The 22,172-nt window shown below is 49.8% G+C and carries 13 protein-coding genes; 10 read left to right on the forward strand and 3 right to left on the reverse strand.

What is annotated here, in order from left to right; all coding sequences use genetic code 11:
• Positions 1 to 31: 31 nt before the first annotated feature.
• Positions 32 to 3,052, forward strand: coding sequence for a PEP/pyruvate-binding domain-containing protein (locus FYJ73_RS07240; RefSeq protein ID WP_154534048.1), 3,021 nt, complete (start codon positions 32 to 34; stop codon positions 3,050 to 3,052).
• A 4-nt stretch (positions 3,053 to 3,056) separates the two neighbouring features.
• Here the strand turns inward: FYJ73_RS07240 and FYJ73_RS07245 are convergent, their stop codons facing one another.
• Positions 3,057 to 4,097 (reverse strand): endonuclease, encoded by a 1,041-nt coding sequence (locus FYJ73_RS07245; RefSeq protein ID WP_154534049.1) that lies wholly within the window; start codon positions 4,095 to 4,097, stop codon positions 3,057 to 3,059.
• 279 nt (positions 4,098 to 4,376) lie between these two features.
• On the opposite strand from FYJ73_RS07245, the gene FYJ73_RS07250 reads away from it, so the two are divergent.
• On the forward strand, positions 4,377 to 4,826 hold the full coding sequence (locus FYJ73_RS07250; protein ID WP_154534050.1) for a T9SS type A sorting domain-containing protein: 450 nt from the start codon (positions 4,377 to 4,379) through the stop codon (positions 4,824 to 4,826).
• Positions 4,827 to 4,944: 118 nt separating this feature from the next.
• Entirely contained in the window at positions 4,945 to 6,015 is a 1,071-nt protein-coding gene (locus FYJ73_RS07255; protein WP_154534051.1) for an FMN-binding protein, read from the forward strand.
• Positions 6,016 to 7,025: 1,010 nt separating this feature from the next.
• Here the strand turns inward: FYJ73_RS07255 and FYJ73_RS07260 are convergent.
• Both FYJ73_RS07260 and FYJ73_RS07265 read right to left on the reverse strand, forming a co-directional pair.
• Entirely contained in the window at positions 7,026 to 8,672 is a 1,647-nt protein-coding gene (locus tag FYJ73_RS07260) for a glycoside hydrolase family 43 protein (RefSeq protein ID WP_154534052.1), read from the reverse strand.
• Between the two features lie 537 nt (positions 8,673 to 9,209).
• Positions 9,210 to 9,737 (reverse strand): hypothetical protein, encoded by a 528-nt coding sequence (locus FYJ73_RS07265; protein WP_154534053.1) that lies wholly within the window; start codon positions 9,735 to 9,737, stop codon positions 9,210 to 9,212.
• 787 nt (positions 9,738 to 10,524) lie between these two features.
• On the opposite strand from FYJ73_RS07265, the gene FYJ73_RS07270 reads away from it, so the two are divergent.
• The 7 genes from FYJ73_RS07270 (at position 10,525) to FYJ73_RS07300 (ending at position 22,103) form a co-directional block, all read left to right on the forward strand.
• Positions 10,525 to 10,812 carry a hypothetical protein gene (locus FYJ73_RS07270; protein WP_154534054.1) on the forward strand — a complete coding sequence of 96 codons (288 nt, stop codon included), beginning with the start codon at positions 10,525 to 10,527 and terminating at the stop codon, positions 10,810 to 10,812.
• The gene (locus FYJ73_RS07275; RefSeq protein WP_206081723.1) at positions 10,805 to 11,257 is read left to right on the forward strand and encodes a type II toxin-antitoxin system VapC family toxin; all 453 of its coding nucleotides are present in this window, start codon (positions 10,805 to 10,807) and stop codon (positions 11,255 to 11,257) included. Before FYJ73_RS07270 ends, FYJ73_RS07275 begins: the two co-directional genes overlap by 8 nt.
• Before the next feature lie 297 nt (positions 11,258 to 11,554).
• Complete coding sequence (locus FYJ73_RS07280) at positions 11,555 to 13,141, forward strand: ATP-binding protein (protein WP_154534056.1); 1,587 nt, start codon at positions 11,555 to 11,557, stop codon at positions 13,139 to 13,141.
• A 306-nt stretch (positions 13,142 to 13,447) separates the two neighbouring features.
• Complete coding sequence (locus tag FYJ73_RS07285) at positions 13,448 to 16,438, forward strand: alpha-L-rhamnosidase (RefSeq protein WP_206081724.1); 2,991 nt, start codon at positions 13,448 to 13,450, stop codon at positions 16,436 to 16,438.
• 453 nt (positions 16,439 to 16,891) lie between these two features.
• Entirely contained in the window at positions 16,892 to 17,251 is a 360-nt protein-coding gene (locus FYJ73_RS07290) for a BlaI/MecI/CopY family transcriptional regulator (protein WP_154534058.1), read from the forward strand.
• Between the two features lie 13 nt (positions 17,252 to 17,264).
• Complete coding sequence (locus tag FYJ73_RS07295) at positions 17,265 to 18,878, forward strand: energy transducer TonB (protein WP_154534059.1); 1,614 nt, start codon at positions 17,265 to 17,267, stop codon at positions 18,876 to 18,878.
• A 243-nt stretch (positions 18,879 to 19,121) separates the two neighbouring features.
• Positions 19,122 to 22,103, forward strand: a complete 2,982-nt coding sequence (locus tag FYJ73_RS07300) for an FAD-binding and (Fe-S)-binding domain-containing protein (RefSeq protein ID WP_154534090.1) — start codon at positions 19,122 to 19,124, stop codon at positions 22,101 to 22,103.
• Positions 22,104 to 22,172: the final 69 nt, after the last annotated feature.

Raw genomic sequence — 22,172 nt, forward strand, 5'->3', positions numbered from 1 at the left:
AAGTTTGCAGTAGACTAAAGACCGAAAGCTTATGCCAACACAGATACCACAGGAGTGGACGCGGTTCATCCTTAAGGATGTGACCTTTGTCAACCTGATGATGCGACATATATATAATGTGCTCATCGTTGCCAACCCTTACGACGCCTTCATGCTTGAAGACGATGGGCGCGTGGAGGAAAAGATCTATAACGAGTATGCGCAGCTCGGACTGCGCTATCCGCCCACCTTCACCCAGGTGTCGACCATCGAGGAAGCCGAGAAAATTCTCAATTCCACAAAGATCGATCTTGTCATCTGTATGCCCGGCAACGCCGACAACGATGCTTTCACCGTGGCACGAAGCATCAAGCAGAAGTTCCCCGACATTCACTGCGTGGTGCTCACGCCTTTCTCTCACGGCATCAGCAAGCGTATGGAGAACGAAGACCTGAGCATCTTCGATTATGTCTTTTGCTGGTTGGGCAACACCAATCTTATCCTCTCCATTGTCAAGCTCATCGAGGACCGCATGAATATCGACCACGATATTCAGGCTGCCGGCGTGCAGATGATCTTGCTTGTAGAAGATTCCATACGCTTCTACTCCAGCATCCTGCCCAACCTCTACAACTATATCCTGCAACAGAGTCAGAACTTCGCCACTGAGGCACTCAACCGCCATGCCGCCACGCTGCGTATGCGCGGCCGCCCAAAAGTGTTGCTTGCCCGTACCTATGATGAAGCCATACAGCTCTATGAGAAATACAAGGACAACTGCTTGGGTGTCATCAGCGACGTGCGCTTTCCCATCCATGCCCATCCCGAACATCAGGGAGCTATGGGCGGCAACAAGGAGGAGAAAGATCCTGAGGCTGGTTTCAAGCTCTTGGAGGCCATCCGACGCGAGGACGAGTATGTGCCGCTTATCATGGAGAGCGCCGAGTCGGCCAACCGTGAGCGGGCCGAAAGAGAAGGCTTTAAGTTCGTCGACAAGAATTCCAAGATGCTCAGCGTGGACCTGCGCCACCTCATGGAGGAGCATATGGGCTTTGGTGACTTCATTTTCCGCGACCCGAAGACCCATCAGGAGATTGTGCGCATCCATACCCTTAAGGAGTTGCAAGACAACATCTTCAAGATACCGGCCGACTCCATGCTTTACCATGTCTCGCGCAATCATATCAGCCGTTGGCTTTGTGCCCGTGCCATCTTCCCCGTGAGCAACTTCCTCAAGCACGTCACGTGGCATAAACTTCAGGATGTGGATGCTCACCGACAGATCATCTTCGACGCCATCGTACAGTATCGCCACATGAAAAACCTCGGCGTCGTAGCTGTCTTCGACCGTGGCAAGTTCGACCGCTACGCCCACTTTGCACGCATCGGCGACGGCTCGCTTGGTGGCAAAGGACGTGGTCTGGCCTTTCTCGACAACATCATCAAGACCCATCCCGACTTCAACCGTTTCGGTGGGGCTACCGTACAGATACCCAAGACGGTGGTACTCTGCACCGATGTCTTCGATCAGTTCATGGAACAAAACAATCTCTATGACATCGCCCTCAGTGACGCGCCCGACGAAGTCATCCTTCACCACTTCCTCGAGGCGCAGTTGCCTGACAGCTATATTGCCGACTTCTTCACCTTTTTTGAGGCTACGCACAGCCCTATCGCCATCCGCTCCAGCTCTTTGCTTGAGGATAGCCACTACCAGCCTTTTGCCGGTATCTACTCCACCTATATGATACCTAACCTCGACGACAAGTACGAGATGCTGCGTATGCTGGCCGCTGCCATTAAGAGTGTATATGCTTCGGTTTATTACCGCGACTCTAAAGCTTACATGACCGCGACCTCTAATGTCATTGACCAAGAGAAGATGGCCGTGGTGTTGCAGGAGGTAGTAGGACAGAACCACGGCGACCGCTACTATCCCACCATGTCGGGTGTACTCCGCTCGCTCAACTATTATCCAGTGGGTGAGGAGAAAGCCGAGGAAGGTATAGCCTCGCTGGCTCTCGGCTTGGGCAAGTATATCGTCGACGGCGGGCAGACCTTGCGAGTCTCGCCCTGGCATCCCCATCAGATCATGCAACTTTCCGAGATGGAGACAGCACTTCGCGAGACCCAGACGCGTTTTTATGCACTTGATATGAAACGGGATGTTGGCAGTGACTTCAAGGTGGACGACGGATTCAATATCCTCAACCTGCGTGTCAAGGAAGCCGAGAAGGACGGTACGCTGCGATATATCGCGTCGACCTACGACCCCTATGATCAAATCATCCGCGACGGTGTCTATGAGGGCGGGCGCAAGGTAATCTCGTTTTGCGGCGTACTCCAGCAGGATGTGTTTCCCCTGCCCGAAATCATGCAGATGTCGATGCGGTATGGTGCTGAGGCCATGCGGCGCCCTGTGGAGATAGAATTTGCCTGCAATCTCAACGCTGACCGCACGGGCGACTTCTACCTGTTGCAGATACGCCCCATCGTCGACAGTAAGCAAACACTCGTGGAGGATGTGGCGGCATTGCCCGATGATGAATGCCTGTTGCGCAGCCATCGCTCACTGGGTCACGGTATCGTCGACGATGTAAGTGACGTGGTCTACGTGAAATACGACAACCATTTCACGGCGATGAACAATCCGGCTGTGGCCGCTGATATAGAGCGCATCAACCGGCAGATGATCGATGAGGGGCGTGGCTATGTGCTTATTGGTCCCGGACGGTGGGGCTCCAGCGACCCGTGGCTCGGCGTGCCTGTGAAGTGGCCGCATATCTCTGCGGCCAAGGTGATCGTGGAGGTGGCACTGAAAAACTATCGTGTGGATCCCAGCCAGGGTACTCATTTCTTCCAGAATCTCACCTCGTTTGGCGTGGGCTATTTCACGATCGACACCAACCAGAGTGCGGATCAGGGTGGGATGGTGCGCAAGGATCTTCTCGATGCCATGCCTGCCGTGGAGGAAACACAGTATGTGCGTCACGTCCGCTTCAAGCGTCCTCTGAGAATACTTATGGACGGAACCAAGCAAGAAGGAGCGATAACAATGTTGAATGTTGAATGATGAATTACCACACGACGAACTTGCGCTTGTTGGCAATGTAGATGCCGCGTGGCAATTGCTTCATGGCTTCTTCCATGCGCGTGTGGCTCAGTACCACATGGCCGTCGAGGGCATAGATGGTAATCCATATCCCATTGGTGGCTTGTACCTGCCTGATGGCAGTGGTATTGGTTTCTCTCCACCGGATATTTGTGTCGTAGTGGTCGTACGAAAAGGCTACATCAGTCATGCCGCCCCAGACATATTGCTCCAGTCCGGGATAGTCGATGTATGGGTTGCGGTTGTGTTGGATGGCGAAGACAGCATTATTGGGCTTTGTCTCCTTCTCGCTCACCGGGTCTTTTTCCGCCCATCGCAGTAGCATGTCAAGCTGCCAGTCAACGTACGCGGTGTAGCTGTTGCCGGAGAAGATGTTCGTGCCTGCCCCGCCGGTGTTGGAGTTCCATGAGCCGATCTTGTCTTCATAGGCTGTGGCCATATAGAAATAGTTACGGGCCAGGTCACCCTTATACTCATCGTTGGGCTCAAAGACAATACCTGAATATCCCGTGGTAGTACACGTTCCGAGTTTGCTGTAGTCATTTTGGCTTTTGTAATTTTCACCCTTGGTCTCGCCAAAGGGGTAGTTGCTGCGCTTGCTGTTGACGTATCCGTCGCTGGGCATGATGTGGAAAAGGTCGGTATACATTGGCGTGGCGTCGTTGAACCAACTCTTAGGCATGGTATGTTCGCGGTTGTAGACATCTCCCTCTTTTTTGTAGTTGCCAGCCTGGTCAGTCTTGTAGCGGTAGTTAGTGACGTTGGAATAGATGTCGTAGACATAACCGTCGTCGCGCATATCTGTGGTTTCGTAGGCTGCCCAAATGTCTTTATATGACACGGCGGTGTGGTTGGCAATGATGTGGAAGAGAGCGGTCTTCAGTGCTTGGCCTTTCTTTCCGTCAGCATTCTGATAGTAATTGCCACCTGGGGCCTGGGCATACAGCGCAAAGCTGTAGAACGACAATGATGCTACGATGATAAGTGTGTGGTATAATTTCCTCATGTTTCTGTCTTGTTGTTGGTGTAAACGGATGCTTTTTAGTGAAAGGGAAAATATGGAGGGCTGCCTGCTATAGTGTTGTAGGTAACTATTTCGCAAAAGTAGTGAGAAAGATTGGAATGAACAAAAAATAAGGGGGGAAAAAAGCCATGTCTTTTTCCGATTAGAAAGAGAAAAAAGGAAGAATCTTAATAATAATTAATTCCTTTAGGTCAAAATAACAACGTAGAGGAAAAACGGTTATATTTGCAATTGATATGGACATCTCTTAGAACTAAGCCTATGGACATCATGAGGAGAATTGCTGTCGCTGTCGTTTGTTTGTTGATGGCAGTGGGGAGTCTCGAAGCGAAAAGGCCTTTTGTCAAGGTCAATGGCTTTGAGGTGGGTAAGCATGTGACGTCTATAGAGATGGAAGGAAACACAATGTCGCTGCGGTGGAATGACAACACCGTGATGCGTGGGCGACTGGCCGACGTGATGATCAGTCTTGCGTGTCACGAATGTGTGGACAAGGCACGCATCCTTTCTGTCAGTGGCGTACAAACCACCAAAATGCGTGTAGAAGGGCTGACGCTTGGCTCTACCTATTCCCTTTATGACTTGATGGGCAATTGCCTTGGCACCCGTACGGTCGACAGTCCTATTCTGTCTGTTGACGTGAGTCGTCTCTCCACGGGCATCTACTTGCTCAAGAGCCAGAGTCTTGTGATGAAGTTCGTCAAGGCATAGGGCTTCTCCTGAGCATATAGCGAAACAGTTGCTGTGGAATGTACTGCTAAAAGATGTTTTTTTTTACCGATATTCTGTTTTTATTGACTAACTTTGCGGCCATAAAAAGAGAGAAGTAATGAAGAAGAAACTGTCACAAATTCTTAGTCTTATTGTTTGTTTGCTGATGGTGGCTGCCGTCTCCCTTCGTCGTGACGGCAAGTTGCTGGGACATGATTTCCGAGCCAAACAGAAGGCAGAGACTTCCGTGAAGAACGACACCCTGCGCATAGAGTCCGATGGCACCATGGTCATCAACACCACCAACCTGGGAAAAGACATCTCTGGCTATGGCGGAGCGGTGCCCTTGGAAATCTATATTGACAAAAAAGGAGTCATCTCCCAGGTGAAGGCTTTGCCCAATGGCGAGTCGCCGGAGTTCTTTGGCCGTGCGAGCACATTGTTCAATAAGTGGAAGGGCAAGAGCCTGAAAGAAGCCGAGACCACACAAGTAGATGCCGTTTCAGGAGCCACTTATTCGTCAAAGGCCATTATTGCCAATATGCAACGCGGACTGCAATACGCCGATAAGGCCAGTGCAAAGGCTCAGACGAGTATACCGTTCGATTTCAGTGCGAAGAATATCGCAGGACTCATTGTGGCACTGATGGCTGCTATCGTTCCGCTCTTTGTCAAGAACCGCCGCTATCGCATGGTGCAGCAAGTACTCAATATTGTCGTGCTGGGCTTTTGGTGCGGCACGATGGTGTCCTATAGTGCGATTATTGGCTATATGTCCAATGGCATGAACGTTGTCTCCTTGCTGTTGCCTTGTGTGCTGCTCGTCATAGCTTTCATCTACCCAATGTTCGGTAAGAAGAACTACTACTGCAATCATGTCTGTCCCTACGGAAGTTTGCAGGAGTTGATGGGCAAGACCGTTCACTACAAGGTGAAGATCAGTGGCAAGACCATCAGGCGTCTCGACACTTTCCGCAAGGTGTTGTGGGGTGCTCTTATGATATGCTTGTGGACAGGACTGTGGTTTGATTGGGTCAACTACGAGCCGTTCTCCGCGTTTATGGTGGAGTCCGCCTCTTGGTTGGTCATTGCCATTGCCTTGGTCTTTGCCCTTCTCTCCGCCATTGTCATGCGCCCCTACTGCCGCTTCGTCTGCCCGATGGGCAGTCTGTTCAAGATGGTAGGATGAGTCCGTCTCAATCCTTTACCCTGCAGACTCTCCCCTTACCCTTCTCCGCGGGGGAAGGGAAGTAATTACATTCAAGGGAAGAAGAAACATCTCTAATGCAAAGAATTCAATCTGCAAATACATTTGACTATATTAGAAAGGGTTAATAACATAGATGCGGAACATCTATGTTGTCAACCCTCTTTGCGTTAAGTACTTTTCGACTCAGCGTGAGGAAAATGTTATTCCACCTGACTTCGTCAATGCGTCACCCTGAATCGAGAATAAGTTTTTGGAAAATAGTCACGTACAGACTTTAGCTCCCCATGGAGCTATGGTGCTGAGGTGATGGGGACAGCCCTTACGAGCAAGCTCGTCGGCTGCCCCCATCACCTCAGCACCACCCCCAACGGGGGACAAAGCCTGCCCGTGACGAAAATCGCTATCGCGTAAAATTGCGCAGAGCGCATAAAATATTCAGTGCCCCCTAAATCCGCTCACATTTATTTTAGAAAGCCCTGATGATATCGTCGTGGTAATAATAATGCTCAATCTGTGCTTGGGGCCATGTGCCGAAGTTTAGGAGAAAGGCTATAGGAAATGAAATCATTCATAACCTCGGTTTTATGTTTTTCTTACCAGCGAACTCTTGTGCCGCTTTATTTTATGCGCTATGCGCAATTTTATGCCTTGGCAATTTTCTTCATGTACAGGCTTTGACCCCGAAAGGGGTGAGTCTCAACCAGCGGGATAGCCGTCGAGCTTGCTCGTAAGGCTATCCCGCTGGTTGAGACTCAGAGCTTCTCATGGAGCGTAAGCCTGTACATGATTTTCTTTTTTCGTATCATTTGGAGATGGCAAGGCAATATGAGTTAGGACAAAGACATTGACTGTCTGCCGGGCTGTTAAGGAGGGATATCATTCCATAATTCGTAATTGCGTCACCATCAATTGCTGTAATAAGCTTATAACTAACTGATAATCAATGATGACATTTCATCCAACCAAAGATGTGATGAAGTCAGAAAATGTTATTCCACTCTGAACCAGTCCGCATCCACCCATCCGCGGTTGCCTGTGGTGCCGGGTCGCATGCTGACGAGACCCATCTTAGCACCGATCCACTTGCCTTTTCTGAGTGAGAAACTGTCTCCTGCAGAGTGGTAGTGCTTGTTGTCAAGACTGTACGAGAATCGGGCTTGACCCTTGTCAATGCGGATTCGTAGATAGATGTCTTCATGAATGGCGGGTGAGTAGGGGATGGTGTCTACTTCGGTAGGCTCCAAGGTAGCCAGAATCTTCTCCGTCTCTTTCCCTTGTCGGTCAGCATCCTTGCAGTTGATTTGCAGCAGTTCAAACTTGTTTCCCTTCCGTCGGCATACAAGAGCCTGATAGTTCATGCCCATGACCACGACGCCACCATACTGCCCGTCGCTTTTGGCCGTGACGCGCATCTTTGCCGTCGCGGTGAGCGTAGGTGCTGGCAGCTTTTGCAAAAGCAGGTTGCCAGCTTGCCATAGACCGGTGCCCGGCTGTTCGTCGGCATTGTAGAGTCTCATGGTACCATTGGCTGTCGGCATACCCCACAATGGGTTGTAGTTGGCCTGCCATTGCCATTGCAGTCCGAGTTCCCCAGTGTTGAACTCATCGGTTTCCTGTGGATTGACCCTTGTCTTGGAGTTGCTCTTGGGTTTGCGGTAGGTAGCGTAGGGCTCTCCGCATCCGTCACCGTCCTTGTCGTTGCCGATCACCGGCCACCCTCCTTTCCATGCCATCGGTTGCAAATAGACGACCCGTCCATAGGCGTTGCGGTCGTTGAAGTGGAGAAACCAGCCCTCGCCCAGTGCCGTATGCACCCATGCTCCCTGGTGAGGGCCGTTGATGTTGGTGTACCCCTGTCGCATTACCGTTCGTGCCTCATAAGGTCCGAAGGGCGACCGTGCTCGCATGGCCAGTTGCCAGCCGTGCTCTACGCCACCGGCAGGGCAGAGAATCCAGTACCATCCGTTGTGTTTGTAGAGTTTTGGACCCTCTGTGGTATGGTTGAGCTGTCCACCATCGTATACGATGCGTGGCGCGCTGATGGCGTGACTGCCGTCGGCGGAAAGTTCCCACATCGTGAGCACGCTGTTGAATCCAGCTCTGCTGCCTGCCCAGCCGTTGACGAGATAGCAGTGCCCGTCATCGTCCCACAGGGGGCAGGAGTCTATCATGCCTTTCCCTGCAATGACACATTCCGGTTGGCCCCAAGGCCCCTGAGGCTGCCGGGCACTCACGCGCATGATGCCCTGGTCGGGATCACCCCAGTAAATGAAGTATTCACCTTTGTGGTAGCGGATCGACGGTGCCCATACGCCTTTGCCGTGCTGAGGCTTGCCGAAGAGCGAGTCGGGCTGTTGCCGGTTGAGCGCATGACCGATGATCTCCCAGTTCACGAGATCCTTGGAATGAAGGATGGGCAGTCCGGGAATACAGTTAAAACTGCTCGCCGTCAGATAATAGTCTTCGCCGACAGCGATGGCGTCAGGATCACTATAGTCGGCAAAGAGCACGGGATTTTTATACATGCCGTTGCCCAAGTCCGGATCCCAGACCTTGGAGTGGTATTGTGCTGAGGCTGGGAGCTGTCCCATGCCGGCACATAACAGGAGTGCGAGGAAAAGAGATTTCTTTTTCATTGGTCTGTCTTTTTGGGTTTCTTATCAAACAGGATAACTTGCAGAAGTCGTTTGCTTACTCACTTAACGTATGGCCATTCCATGATATTGTGTAGCCTCCGCGTAGAAAGTGGTAACGATATGCCCTTAATAGAGTACGAAAGAACCTTGGAGGATACTTATAAAAAAAAGACAGCCTGGAATCACTTCCAAGCTGTCTCGTATCTGAAATTTGTAATTTTCAATGTAGAGCGACGATTCGCTCTCTTTGGTTATCCTACAATCTTTGTTCTTTACCTTTTACTAATACCTTACTGATTACAATCTTAAACCTAATAACTAAAAACCTAAATCTATTACTAACCTAAACAATCTATTAATCTTTTGACACTGCAAAGGTACGACGAATACTTCGAACCCTCGAATATTTTCTGAAAGAAGTATCTTTTTCCCCGTCTTTCTTAATCTATATCAAGTGGCTGTGTGCGATAACAACAACAAGTTATGCCTTTTCTGCGTTTTTGATGACGTGGAGGGCTAAGGCAGTATGCCGTTGTCTCATTTCAACCGGTCCATGATGTCATGGGGCAGTTGCAGCATGACGGGTTGCACGCAACCGCGGTATTGCTTGTCGGGTTCACCGACGGCAACCAGCAACACCGAGAAGGAACGTCGGGGCTTGTCCCATCCTGCCTCATAGTTGGTGATACGGAATGTGTTGTCATCAATCTTTTCCACGGGTCCGCTGATGACTTCTATATGAGGCCGGTTGGCGGCGTGGTCGTCAGTCCGCTTCACGTGTGTGCTGTCAGAATAGGCTGCTTGCAGATGAAACGTGATGCCGTCGGCGTCTGGTATCCATTGGGCGAGCATACCGCACTGTACTTTGCTGTTCAACGGCAGCAGCTTTCCATTTTGGCAGACACCAACATATTGGCGGCGCTTACCTCTACTCTCGCGATAGCGTGCCATCGTCATCTCGGCCATCTCGCGATCGAAATACCAGAAGGCATCGTGTGGATCGCCCTTATAAGTGTTTCTCGAGATAGTGCTTGGTGTTTGCTTCCCATCGGGCAAGGTCAGCATTTCCTTTTGCTGTGGCTTTGGCTGAAGAGCTGAGTGGAAACTGCAGCATTGACAGAAGGATAAGATAAAGAACGGTATGTTTCATGCGTTTTTTCTTTTTAATATAACGTATAAAGTCTCGATGTTACGTATACCATAGCCTTTGTTTTGTGTAGCAGCTTCGTGTCCTTCGTATTCTCGTAGTTCCATGTTTGTTGGCTTTTCTGACAATAAACGTGCACTGAGAAGGCGTTTTTTTCGAGCAAGCAGTCTTTCTCTTCGATTTTTGCGAATTTTGAGATGTTTTTATAAAGCGCTGAAATATAATAAGATATGAAAAATCGCGTTTTTTACTCTTTGTCAAAAAGGTACTTTGACCAAAAATTCTCTAGAGAATTTTTGGTCATCTCGGTAGTTTGACTCGGTCATCTCACCTTTTCGATCGCATGAAAAGGCCTTTTTGACCAAGTCAACTCACTGTTTTTTCTTTGCAACGGCCGATTTTTGGTGTCATCATCCTTGTTTTTCCTGATTTTCAACTCATGTTCCTCTCTAGAATGACGGAAAATGTTGACAGAGTTTTGTTAAGAGTTTTGTTCTGACGCATAGGTGAATTAGACTTAGAGAGCGGGAGCGTGAAATGAAAAGGAAAAGAAGTTGGTTGTTACAAGTGCCGTCAAATGAAAGATAGAATAATAGAATACGCACGGCTATGTTTAGAAAATAGACCCAAAAACTTGCTACTTTCAAAATAATAATCTATCTTTGCAATAGAGAATAATTAATATATTGATAGGAGGTAGAAACAATGGCTACAGGTATAGTGAACTTAAGAGACAGTATATATCAAGAGGCGATGCGCTATGCGAAAATGCATAACGTAAGTCTTGAATCATTCGTTGAAAATATCATCATAAATACCATTAACCGTGACAAGCACTCTTCAAAGAAATTTAAGCTTAAGTCTTTTGATGAGCTTTCACCAAGAGTGCAGAGTCTTATTGGCTCCGGACATGTAAGTAAGGAGGCGGAAGATGATATAAATGGTAGAAAAGCACGTATGGATAGTCTTGAAAGAAAATATGGTAATGGATAAAGTATTCATTGATACTAATATTATGATAGACGTCCTGCTCGGACGTAAGAAGTTCTTAGCGCAAAGCTCTAATATTTTTCAGTTAGCTGATAGCGGGGCGATAACATTGTATGCTACAGCTCTTTCTTTTGTTAATGCTTTGTACATAGGAAGAAAGGAATTGGGAAAATCTGAAGCTTTGAAGAAGCTAAAACTGTTTCATGACTTCCTGAACACAGCACCAATGGATGAAGAAGAACTCGCAAGGGCATTTATGATGGATGACAAGGACTTTGAAGATAATCTGCAATATTGTTCCGCGTGTTCTGCTGGTTGCAACGTTATTGTTACAAGGAATGTGAAAGATTTCCCCAAAGATGGAGAGGTAAGAGTAATGATGCCATCAGAGTTCTTAGATGCGTTTGCAGAAGAAGTAGCTAATGATTCTGCCGAAATAAATCCATAATCTTTCATGTTAGCACCTCTTGTCCCTTGTAATTTATTGGGTCAATACGCTGGTTCCGATAGTTTGGAAGTGGCCATCAATGGCAGACTGCCATCTATAGACTTTTCCTTTCACCTCACGCTTCCCTCTAGAATGACTGGAAATGTTGACGAGGTTTTGTTAAGAGTTTTATAGGCTTGCCTTGGCTCCTTTCATCCTTCCTCCTTATGGCCTTATACTCAGCATTTATTCGCTCGCATTGTTGCAGAATCCAAATAAATTGCGTAAGTTTGCAAAAGAATAAAGAATGAACGCGCTATGGAGCAGATGATGAGAAAATATCCGGTAGGCATTCAGACCTTCTCGAAAATCATAAACGGAGGCTATATCTACGTTGATAAGACCGACTTGGTATGGCAACTGGTACATTATGCAAAATTTATTTTCATGAGCCGTCCCCGCCGCTTTGGCAAGTCGCTGCTCACGTCGACTTTGGAATCGTATTTCAAAGGCGACCGTGAGGTGTTTGAGGGCTTGAAGATCATGGAGCTTGAGAAGGAATGGACGCAGTATCCAGTGCTACATCTCGACCTCAGCGTTGCCAAAGGACAGGACAGTGCAGAAGAACTTCGCGAGACGCTGATGTGGATGATGGGACCATTAGCAAAAGTTTTTGGGCGCGAGAGCGATGAGACCACGCCGGGCAAGCTGCTCACCGGCCTCATCCATCGGGCACAGGAGAAAACGGGCAAACAGGTGGCAGTGATCATCGACGAGTACGATGCCCCTTTACTTGACGTGCTCCATGACCAGACCACGCTTGACGCCATGCGCAAGGTCATGCAGGAGTTCTATGTGCCACTCAAGGCTAACGAACAGTACCTTAAGTTCTGTTTCATCACGGGCATCACGAAGTTTTCGCAACTAAGCATCTCCTCCACCCTCAACAACTTAAAGAATGTGTCCTTGCTGCCAAAGTTTGCCACCATCTGCGGATTTACCGAACATGAGGTGCAGACTGTTTTCAAAGAGGACATCTGCGAAATGGCTAAGGACTTCAAACTGACACCGGAGCAGATGTACGCCAAGATCAAGTTCAAATACGACGGCTATCATTTTGCCGGTGGTGCTGAGGCCGTTTTCAATCCTTTCAGTCTGCTCAACGCCTTAGGCGACCGATTGCTGAAGAACTACTGGTTTGCCTCCGGCACGCCAACATTCCTCATCAAGCAGATGCAGCATTTTCATACAGACATCACCTCGCTCGATTCGCTCGATGTGCCAGAATCGGCCTTCGACCAGCCCACAGAGAACATGAAGGATGCTCTGCCGTTACTCTATCAGAGCGGATATCTCACCATCAAGGACTACGATCCAGAAGGCGAGACCTACTTCTTGTCCATTCCCAATCAGGAAGTGCGCGTAGGCTATGTCAATGGTTTGCTGCCCACCTATACAGGCTTGAACAGCGGTGACGTGCAAGTAGGCTTTGCCTTAAAATTCTGGAGAGCCTTGAAGCTGGGCGACATCAATCTTGCCATGAACCACATGCAGGCTTACCTCGCCGGCATCCCCTACGTCGAGGGCTTTAAGCAGAAACTCGCTGAGGCCAAGACAAAGGAAGGCTTCTACGAGTACACCTTTTATCTGATCTTCTCCATGCTCAATGTCTATGTGCGCACGCAGGTGAAGGTAGCGGGCGGCCGCGTGGATATGGTCATCTTCATGCCCGACACCATCTACGTCATGGAGCTGAAGGTGGGCGACACGGCACGCCATGCACTTGACCAAATCAACGCTCGCGGCTATGCCAAGCCTTATCTCACCGACGGCCGGCGGGTGGTGAAGGTCGGCATCCGCTTCGATGCAGACAAGCACACCGTGGATGAATGGGAGGTGGAGTGATATGAGAAGATGGAATCACCAAGTGTACAAAAACTTGTTGGTCCCGGGCATGTAAGTAAAGAAGTGGACATAGCCAGGGGTCTTACCTTTGACACCATATAGTATTGAAGGTTGTGATCTGCGAGAAGTAGCATCTTTTTCATTTTGCACCTGAACCATTTATTCGCTTGCTTTGTTGCAGAATCCAAATAAATTGCGTAAGTTTACAAAAGAATAAACAAAGAACGCACGATGGTGCAGATGATGAGAAAGCACTTACTCCTTATTTCTAATTGATATATGCGTAGAATATTGATAATGTCCCTATTGGGATTTATTTTCACCCTTCAAGCACAAGCCTTTCGCTGGGCATCCGATGCCCAGTGGATAGGCTCTTCCGATGATGACCAATGTCTTTACAGCCCTTATCTGGCGGCTTTCAGACTGAGTATACAGTTCAGATTAGGCGTCCATGCTGATGAAGCCTCCATCGTGTGGGGCGCGGACGATGAACGACTATTGTCTGCCGACATGAATCCGTTTGAGGTGAGTCACGAGAAAGGGCAAACCTGGGTTAAACTTGTCTATCGGCAAATCGGTGACTCGGCCACCGTTAACGTTTATCGTAAAGGCTATGCACCTGCAGACGATGACGCGCAGCCTTTGGCAGTCTTCCCGGTTCCGAGGCAATCGACTTCTGCCACCCGCGGCTTTCACCACATTGTCATCGCCTCTTGCCTTGGCGACAGCAAGATATATGTCGACTCCGTGAGCGTGGGAACTATCAACCTGAATCCACTTGGGCGCGGGGGCGACTTCATTGCCTTCCCTGTTCTTGGAAAGGTGGGGTTTGCTGTGGGCGAAGGTCAGAAAGCGGAGGTCAGAGAGTTCGCTGTCGGCAACTATCGTTCACCTTACGGTAGGATCGCCCGAATAAAAGAACTCGAGGGTACTTACGACGGCTTGACACGTATCATTGATCCCAGCAGGCACTCCATGCCTCTCCTCAGAGGTTATTTCAACGCACGTGGCGCGGTGAAGAAGGCAGAACTTCGCATCACGGCCCGCGGCATTTATGACGTGAAGCTGAATGGAAAAGCTGTCAACAACAGCTATCTCTGTCCAGGCTACACTCAGTACAACCGCACACAGCCTTATCAAAGTTATGACGTGACGGAAGACCTTCGCCAGGGTAACAATCAACTGGACGTGCAGCTTGCCGAAGGCTGGTGGATGGGAGCTGCAACCTACGAGGGACAGAACTGGAACTACTTCGGTGACCGTATGTCGATGAAGTGTCAGCTGGATATTCTCTATGATGATGGACATAAACAGACCTTTGTCAGTGGTCCGCAAGATTGGAAGTATACCAGTCAGTCGCCGGTCGTCTATGGTAGCCTATTCCAGGGTGAGGTGTACGATGCTCGCAAAGAAAATGGTGAGGAAGAGTGGGAACCCTGTGAAGTCATAGGAATAAAAGGACATGTCAGTCACGAAGGGTGGGGCAATGGCCCTGCCCCCGACGACTATAGCCAGCTTCAATACATGGAAACCAGCAGCGACGATAGCGTAGACAGCATCGCAACGCTGACGGCGATCGGTATGACGGAGCCGCGTCGCGGTGTCTATGTCTACGACATGGGGCAGAATATGGTAGGTGTGCCGCGGCTATGTTTCCACAACCTCAAGCCTGGACAACGTGTCAAGGTAAGATATGCCGAAGTTCTTTACCCCAATTTGCCAGAATATAGCGGAAAGCAAGGAATGCTCATGCTCGAAAACATTCGTGCTGCCATGGCTCAAGACATCTACATTGCCCGTGGAGGAAAGGAAGAAACTTTTGCTCCACGCTATACCACGCATGGCTTCCGCTATATGGAGATAACAGGTGTAGACACCCCCCTGGCTTTAGAGCAGGTACAAGGTGTAGTGCTCAGCTCTGCTCATTGCATACAGGCACACTATGAGTGTTCTGACAGTCTCGTCAATCATCTGTGGAGAAATATATTATGGTCCACACGTGGTAACCTTCTCAGCATCCCTACAGATTGTCCACAGCGAAACGAGCGTTTGGGATGGGCCGGCGATCTCTCTGTGTTCTCGCCGACTCTTGTCTATCTGACGAATGCTCAGGCTCTGCTACGGCGCTACCTGCAATCAATGCGTGACGTGCAACATGATAACGGACGAATGCCCGACATCGCTCCGTTGGGTGGTGGCTTCGGTGGGTTCTTGTGGGGATCAGCGAGCATCACTGTGCCATGGGAGATGTATCAACAGTGGGCTGATACTCTTACCCTACGGCAGCATTACCCTGCCATGCACGGATATATGGAATATGTGCGGACGCATTACTTCGATGCTAAGACAGGGCTGTTGGTTCAAGAACATGCGTGGGGAGACCTTTCCGACTGGCTGAGTCCTGTCTACGCCCAAGACGATAAGAGCCTGATATGGGAGGCCTACTATATCCATTGTCTCGACATCATGGCGCAAGCGGCAAGGGTACTGAACTACACTTTTGATGCTGCAACATATGGTAAAACGGCCAGTGAACGGCGACGTTTCTTCTGCGAAACTTATCTCGACAAGACAACGGGACGTACCATTGCCTCGGCCTTCATGGGTGAGAAGAGGGGCAGCCTCGTTGACACAGAGGTGAGCTATGCGCTGCCCTTGGCTTTTGACATTGTTCCACTATCCCTTCGTTCTCGACTCGCCGACAATCTGCTTAGCGTGATGAATCGCGAGAACCGCATGGACAACGGTCGCTCCGCCCCTCCGCACTCTCTCTTGACGGGGTTCATCGGGACAAGTTGGATCAGCCGGGCCTTGAGTCTCAGCGGACATACCGACGAAGCTTATCGTTTACTTACGCAACGACAGTATCCTTCATGGCTTTATCCTGTCACTCAGGGAGCCACCACAATATGGGAAAGACTCAATTCATATACAAGTGAAGACGGCTTTGGCGGCAACAACCGCATGAATTCCTTCAACCATTATAGTTTTGGCGCTGTTGGGTATTGGCTGATGGCACATTCTCTTGGCATACAGCGTAGTCCCCATCATCCCGGTTTTAAACATTTTATATGGGCTCCGGAAGCAGACTCTACCGGAAAACTTACTTACGCCAAAGGTTGGTACAACACTGCCTATGGGCGGATAGAGAGCAGTTGGGAGATAAAGGGGAATAAGGTTATCTATTGTCTGACTATTCCTAAAGGCATCTCTGCTACGCTGATCATGCCGGGGACTAAGTCTAAGATATTAAAGGCAGGCTCCTATCGTTTTTCCCAATATTGGAGGAAATCATAAAGGAATGTGCGTGGGATCTTTGACACCATATGTCGTATTGAAGGTTGCGATCTGCGAGGAGTAGAATCTTTTTCATTTTGCTATTGTTTTTTAAAGTGATTACGACATTAATTCGGATGGGAAGAAAAAACTACGCAAAAAAATAACAGCCTCCCCCCCAACCCCTCTCCAAGAGGAGAGGGGTTGGGGGGGAGGCTGTGGTTGGGGGTGAGGATTGGAATTACTCTTTCACTTCAAACAGCATTCAGAGAATTTCTACTTCCTCTCGCCATGAACCCATGGAGAACGTCCGATGCGCCATAGGTTCGTAGAACTGTTTTGTAGTTGATGCTCCTTAAACGCTGTTAAAATAGGGTTGAAAGAGCTAATAAAGGCTAATAACTAAAACGATTAGTTGTACCGAACTATATTTTTTCGTTACTTTGTCATTGTAAACATTAAAGCGATACAATTATGAAAAAGCTAACGGCAAAGGAAAAGGAAATTATGGATATGCTGTGGCAGCATGGTCCCATGTTCGTCAAGGACATGCTGAAGTTGTATCCAGAGCCCAAACCCCATTTCAATACCGTCTCCACACAGGTACGCATCTTGGAGAGCAACGGCTACGTCAATCACGAGGCTGTGGGCAACAGTTATCGCTATCAGGCAGCCATCACGGAAGAAGCCTACGGCAAGAGTACCCTTGCCGGCGTGATCAAGAACTATTTTGACGACTCTTATCTTTCGGCTGTGAGTGCCTTTGTCAAGGAAAAGAAGATTACTGTCGACGACCTTCGTGAGTTGATAGAGCAGATAGAGCAAGGCAAGTAACCAAAATGAATATATGATGGATTTTCTGTATTATAATCTCCGTGTAGCGGTATTGATAGCGGTGTTCTATATGTTCTACCGTTTGTTGCTGTCTCGTGACAGTTTCCATCAGCTCAACCGTTTGGTGCTGTTGGGCACAGCTTTGGCTTCTTTTGTCTTGCCTCTGTGTGTCATCACCATCCATCACACCGAGGTACTGTCATCACTGCCCACAGTAGAGACGGCTGTCGTCGGTGGTGGCGGCGCGTCCGTGGTTCCGTCCACGCCCTGGTGGCATATCACGTTGCCAATTGTCTACTGGTCAGGCGTCTTTTTTACATTATTATATACAATTCTCTCGATATCGAAGGTATGCATACTTATTGGCCGATGCGAGAAGCACCGGCAGGCCGACGGCTCTGTCATTGCCGTGGCCGATGGGGAAGTGTCCCCATTCTCCTGGATGCACTTTATCGTGGTGCCGCGTAGCGACTACGCCCATCCCGACAGTGCCATCCTCATGCACGAGCGTGAGCACATCCGCCGGCATCATTCTTGGGATGTGCTGCTCGTTGATGTTCTCTCGTCGTTTCAGTGGTTCAATCCTGCTATATGGATGCTGCGTTCAGATCTGCGCGCCATCCACGAGTATGAGGCTGATGCGGCGGTTCTCTCAAGTGGCGTCGAAGCGCGCCAGTATCAATATCTATTGGTAAGAAAAGCCATGGCTGCGGCAGGGTACTCTGTGGTCAATGGTTTCAATCACAGTACCCTAAAACAACGCATTACTATGATGAATACTCATAAGCAAAACCGATATTCCTGGCTCAAAGCCATGTATGTACTTCCCATTGTTGCCGTCTCGCTTTGTGCCACGGCCAAGACTGTTACCGACTATAAGGTTGCCGACAGCACTGCTCCGTCTGTTTCCCAGCCGGCTGCTGTTCAGCGTTCTGCCTCCACAAACGTACCGGTAGCTTCGGTAGAGGATATTGTAGAGCAGGAAGTCGCCCAGAAAGACTCGACTAAACTCAAGGATCTCCTGGTTGTCGTCGACGGTAAAGAGATACCTTATTCCTCATTAGAGGGTCTCGACCCTTCTTCCATTTCGGCTATAAGCGTCTATAAAGACAAAGCTCACACGGCTCAGTACGGAAAGAAAGGGGTCAATGGAGTGATTGTAGTGACAACGAAGAAAGCAGCGTCAGTAGAAGGGGAGGAAAGAAGCGGCTTTGAAGTTGTCGAAGAAATGCCTCGGTTCAATGGAGGACCTACGGCTATGATGCAGTATCTTTCTCAGAATGTCCATTATCCCCTTGTAGCGCAGGAATGTCATGTGCAGGGGCGTGTCATCGTCAGCTTTATTGTCAAGTCCGACGGCTCCATTGCTGATCCTAAGGTTGTCAACAATGGCACCAAGAGTGTGGCCGTAGAGACGAATCCCGCTTCGGGCGAGAAGAAAGAGACTGCCGTTGATGTTGCTGAAAATCAGAAGAAAGAGGCTGAAGCCAAGGAAGCCTTGGCTCAGGAGGCGTTGCGCGTGGTAAGCAGTATGCCGGCGTGGACACCGGGCAAGCAGAAAGGGAAACCCGTCAATGTGAAGTATACTATTCCAATATCTTTCAGGCTGACTTCACCTTCAAAGTAGAATAATTCCTTTTAAAGTAGAAGAATCGTGACAGCCCCATGACGCAGGTCTTCGCACGGATCAATTTAGTGCGTTACGACCGCGGCATGGGGCTGCGATATTACATCTATGTCCTTTTGGAGTGTCTGTGTGACGAATCCGTTATTGTTTTTCCCGAATAGCCTATAAAATATAACGATTATTATTTGTTAATGCTGCTAATATTAGTTACCTTTGCAGAAGTAGACAAGTCACGTTATTATGATGGATCCATATATCAAGCAGCAGTTTCTTTCCGAGGTTAAGCAGGCTATTCCGGAGAGACAGATATACACCGATAGCCTCCGTACTTATGCCTGGGGTACTGATGCCAGCTTCTATCGCATGACCCCGCAAGTCGTCGTCCGCACAAAGAACGAGCAGGAGGTGCAGGCAGCCTTCAAGGCATGCAAGAAATACGCAATTCCTTTTACCCTCCGCGCTGCCGGCACGTCACTCTCCGGACAGAGCTGTACTGACTCTGTACTCATCGTGGCAGGCAAAGGTTGGGAGCAGTTCCACTTGGATGATGACAAGAATGCCATCACCCTTCAGCCCGGTATCACGGGAGGACGTGTGAACAAGATTTTGAAGCCTTATGGGCGTGTGTTCCCGCCTGACCCGGCCTCGGTGGGCAGTGCAATGGTCGGTGGCATCGTGGTCAACAACGCCTCGGGCATGAACTGTGGCGTGCATGCCAACAGCGATCACATGTTGCTCAGTGCCCGCCTCATTCTTACCGATGGCACCATTCTCGATACCGGCGATGAGCAGAGCCGTGAGGCTTTCCGGAAAAGTCATCCCGAGTTTATCAAGAAGATCGAGACTCTGCGTGATGAGGTGCGGAAGGATGCTGACCTCACGGCGCGCATCAGGTATAAGTATTCCATCAAAAACGTCACGGGTCTCAACATCCGGCCGCTTGTCGACTACGACGATCCCTTCGACATCATTGCACACAGTATAGTGGGTTCTGAGGGAACGCTTGCCTTCCTCTCCGGTGTCCGCATTAGAACGCTGCACGAATATCCTTACCGCGCTTCGGCTATGGTTTATTTCCAGACCATGGAGGAGAGCTGCAAGGCCATCGTCGCTTTGAAACAGTTGAAAGCCGACGAGGACGACATGGCGATGACCTATGAGAATCTCAAGGTAAAGAGTGCGGAGATGCTCGACTATCTGTCGTTGCAGAGTGTCGACGACCCCGTCTATCTGAACTATAAGAAGGATGTGGATGCAGGTCGTATTGACGGCGTAGCCAAAGGCGACTACCACAATCTCACGGCTGTCCTCACCGAGACCAAGGCCCTGACGCCGGAAGGACTGAAGGCAAATATTCAGGAGGTCATGGATACGCTCTCGAGATTTAAACTCTATGGCGAGCCCGCCTTTACCGATGACCCGAAGGTCTATGGAAAGTACTGGTCTATCCGCTCCGGTATCTTCCCTGCTGTGGGTGGCCAACGGCCAGTCGGTTCTTCCTGTCTTATCGAGGATGTGGCGTTCCATATCCAGGACCTTCCGCATGCTACTGTGGATTTGCAGCAGCTCATCGCACGCCACGGATACAAGGATGCCTGCATCTATGGCCATGCCTTTGAGGGAAATTATCACTTCATCCTTAATCAGAGTTTCGCCACAAAGGAAGAGGTGGAGCGCTACCGCAGCATGATGGAGGACGTGGTGAAGCTCGTCGTGGGCAAATACGACGGTTCCTTAAAAGCAGAGCATGGAACCGGCCGCAATATGGCACCGTTTGTCAAGTATGAGTGGGGCGAGAAAGCCTATGGCGTGATGAAGCAGTTGAAGCGTATCTTCGACCCCGACAATATCCTCAACCCAGGTGTCATCTTCAATGATGATCCCGACTGTTTCATCGAGCATCTCAAGCCGTTGCCCGTACTTCACTACGATCTCAAGCTACGTCAGGAAGAGGGAGACAACCATTTGGCGGCTTCAACGATGGACGAGATGTGGCAAGGCGCTGAGAAAGCAAACCGCTGTATAGAATGTGGATTCTGTGAGATCAACTGCCTGTCGTGTGGCTTCACGCTCTCCTCAAGGATGCGTATCGCCTCTCAGCGGGAGATGCTTCGCCTCAGGCAGACCGGTGAGGATCCGAAACGGCTCGCGGAGATGGAGAAAGCCTATCGCTATCTCGGTGAACAGACGTGTGCCACAGATGGCCTTTGCGCTACCTCCTGCCCGATGAAGATCAACACGGGCGATCTCACGCATCTGCTGCGTCAACTCTTCATGGACCAGCATCCGGAGCAACGGGCTATCGGGCAAATAGGTGCCAACCATCTCGGTGCCATGAAAGATGTGGTGCGTGGCGCGCTCACAGCGGCCTCGTTAGGTAGGAACGTGCTCGGTACGGCGACTATGAAGAAAGTGTGCGGTGGACTTCATCAGCTCGGTATCCCGCAGTGGTCCACGGCTATGCCGGGTGCCATCCGTAACCCGTCCCAGGCAATGCTTAACCAGCAACCGTCTGAGCTGAAGGTGGTCTATCTGCCGAGTTGTATCAATCAGACCATGGGACTGACGAAAGGTGCTCCCGTCAAGCGACCGCTTGTCAAAGAAACGTGCGCCCTGCTGCACAAAGCCGGCTACGAGGTGATCTTCCCGAAGAATATGAAGAACCTCTGCTGTGGACAGATCTGGGAAAGCAAGGGCATGACAGATATTGCTGACCGAAAGACTGCTGAGACCGAGCAGGCCCTCTTCGAGGCCAGTGAGGGCGGACGATGGCCGGTGCTCTGTGACCAGAGTCCTTGTCTCCATCGACTGAAGAAGATGGTCACCCGTGTCAAGCTCTACGAGCCCGCGGAGTTTATCCTCACATTTCTTAAAGACAGGCTCACGTTCCATCCTACTCACCGGTCGGTAGCCATTCACCTGACATGCTCCACGCGTGAGATGGGACTCAGTGACACAATGTTAAAAGTGGCACGCATGTGCACCGACAACGTCTTTGTGCCCGAAGGTATCGGCTGTTGCGGCTTTGCCGGTGACCGTGGTTTCTCTCGTCCGGAACTCAATGACTGGGCTTTGCGCTCGCTCCACGGGCAGATAGCGGAGCATCATATCGAGCGCGGTTATTCCAACAGCCGGACGTGCGAGATCGGACTGGAGGCCCATGCCGGCATCCCTTACATGAGCATCGTGTATCTCGTCAACGAGTGCACGGAGCCAAGAAGCTAAAAGATAAATGGATCCAGCATAACAAATCGGGGTGCTGCTAAAAGGCAGCACCCCGATTTGTTATTTCTT

Origin of the sequence: Hallella mizrahii, from assembly GCF_009695775.1 — a bacterium.
Classification (GTDB): domain Bacteria; phylum Bacteroidota; class Bacteroidia; order Bacteroidales; family Bacteroidaceae; genus Prevotella; species Prevotella mizrahii.

Bases quoted from the DNA above. Each gene is read 5' to 3' on its own strand.
- FYJ73_RS07265 (WP_154534053.1), bottom strand. From the start codon at position 9,737: ATGCTGACCTTGCCCGATGGGAAGCAAACACCAAGCACTATCTCGAGA.
- FYJ73_RS07270 (WP_154534054.1), top strand. From the start codon at position 10,525: ATGGCTACAGGTATAGTGAACTTAAGAGACAGTATATATCAAGAGGCG.
- FYJ73_RS07240 (WP_154534048.1), top strand. From the start codon at position 32: ATGCCAACACAGATACCACAGGAGTGGACGCGGTTCATCCTTAAGGAT.
- FYJ73_RS07300 (WP_154534090.1), top strand. From the start codon at position 19,122: ATGGATCCATATATCAAGCAGCAGTTTCTTTCCGAGGTTAAGCAGGCT.
- FYJ73_RS07255 (WP_154534051.1), top strand. From the start codon at position 4,945: ATGAAGAAGAAACTGTCACAAATTCTTAGTCTTATTGTTTGTTTGCTG.
- FYJ73_RS07290 (WP_154534058.1), top strand. From the start codon at position 16,892: ATGAAAAAGCTAACGGCAAAGGAAAAGGAAATTATGGATATGCTGTGG.
- FYJ73_RS07245 (WP_154534049.1), bottom strand. From the start codon at position 4,097: ATGAGGAAATTATACCACACACTTATCATCGTAGCATCATTGTCGTTC.
- FYJ73_RS07260 (WP_154534052.1), bottom strand. From the start codon at position 8,672: ATGAAAAAGAAATCTCTTTTCCTCGCACTCCTGTTATGTGCCGGCATG.
- FYJ73_RS07250 (WP_154534050.1), top strand. From the start codon at position 4,377: ATGGACATCATGAGGAGAATTGCTGTCGCTGTCGTTTGTTTGTTGATG.
- FYJ73_RS07295 (WP_154534059.1), top strand. From the start codon at position 17,265: ATGATGGATTTTCTGTATTATAATCTCCGTGTAGCGGTATTGATAGCG.
- FYJ73_RS07275 (WP_206081723.1), top strand. From the start codon at position 10,805: ATGGATAAAGTATTCATTGATACTAATATTATGATAGACGTCCTGCTC.
- FYJ73_RS07280 (WP_154534056.1), top strand. From the start codon at position 11,555: ATGGAGCAGATGATGAGAAAATATCCGGTAGGCATTCAGACCTTCTCG.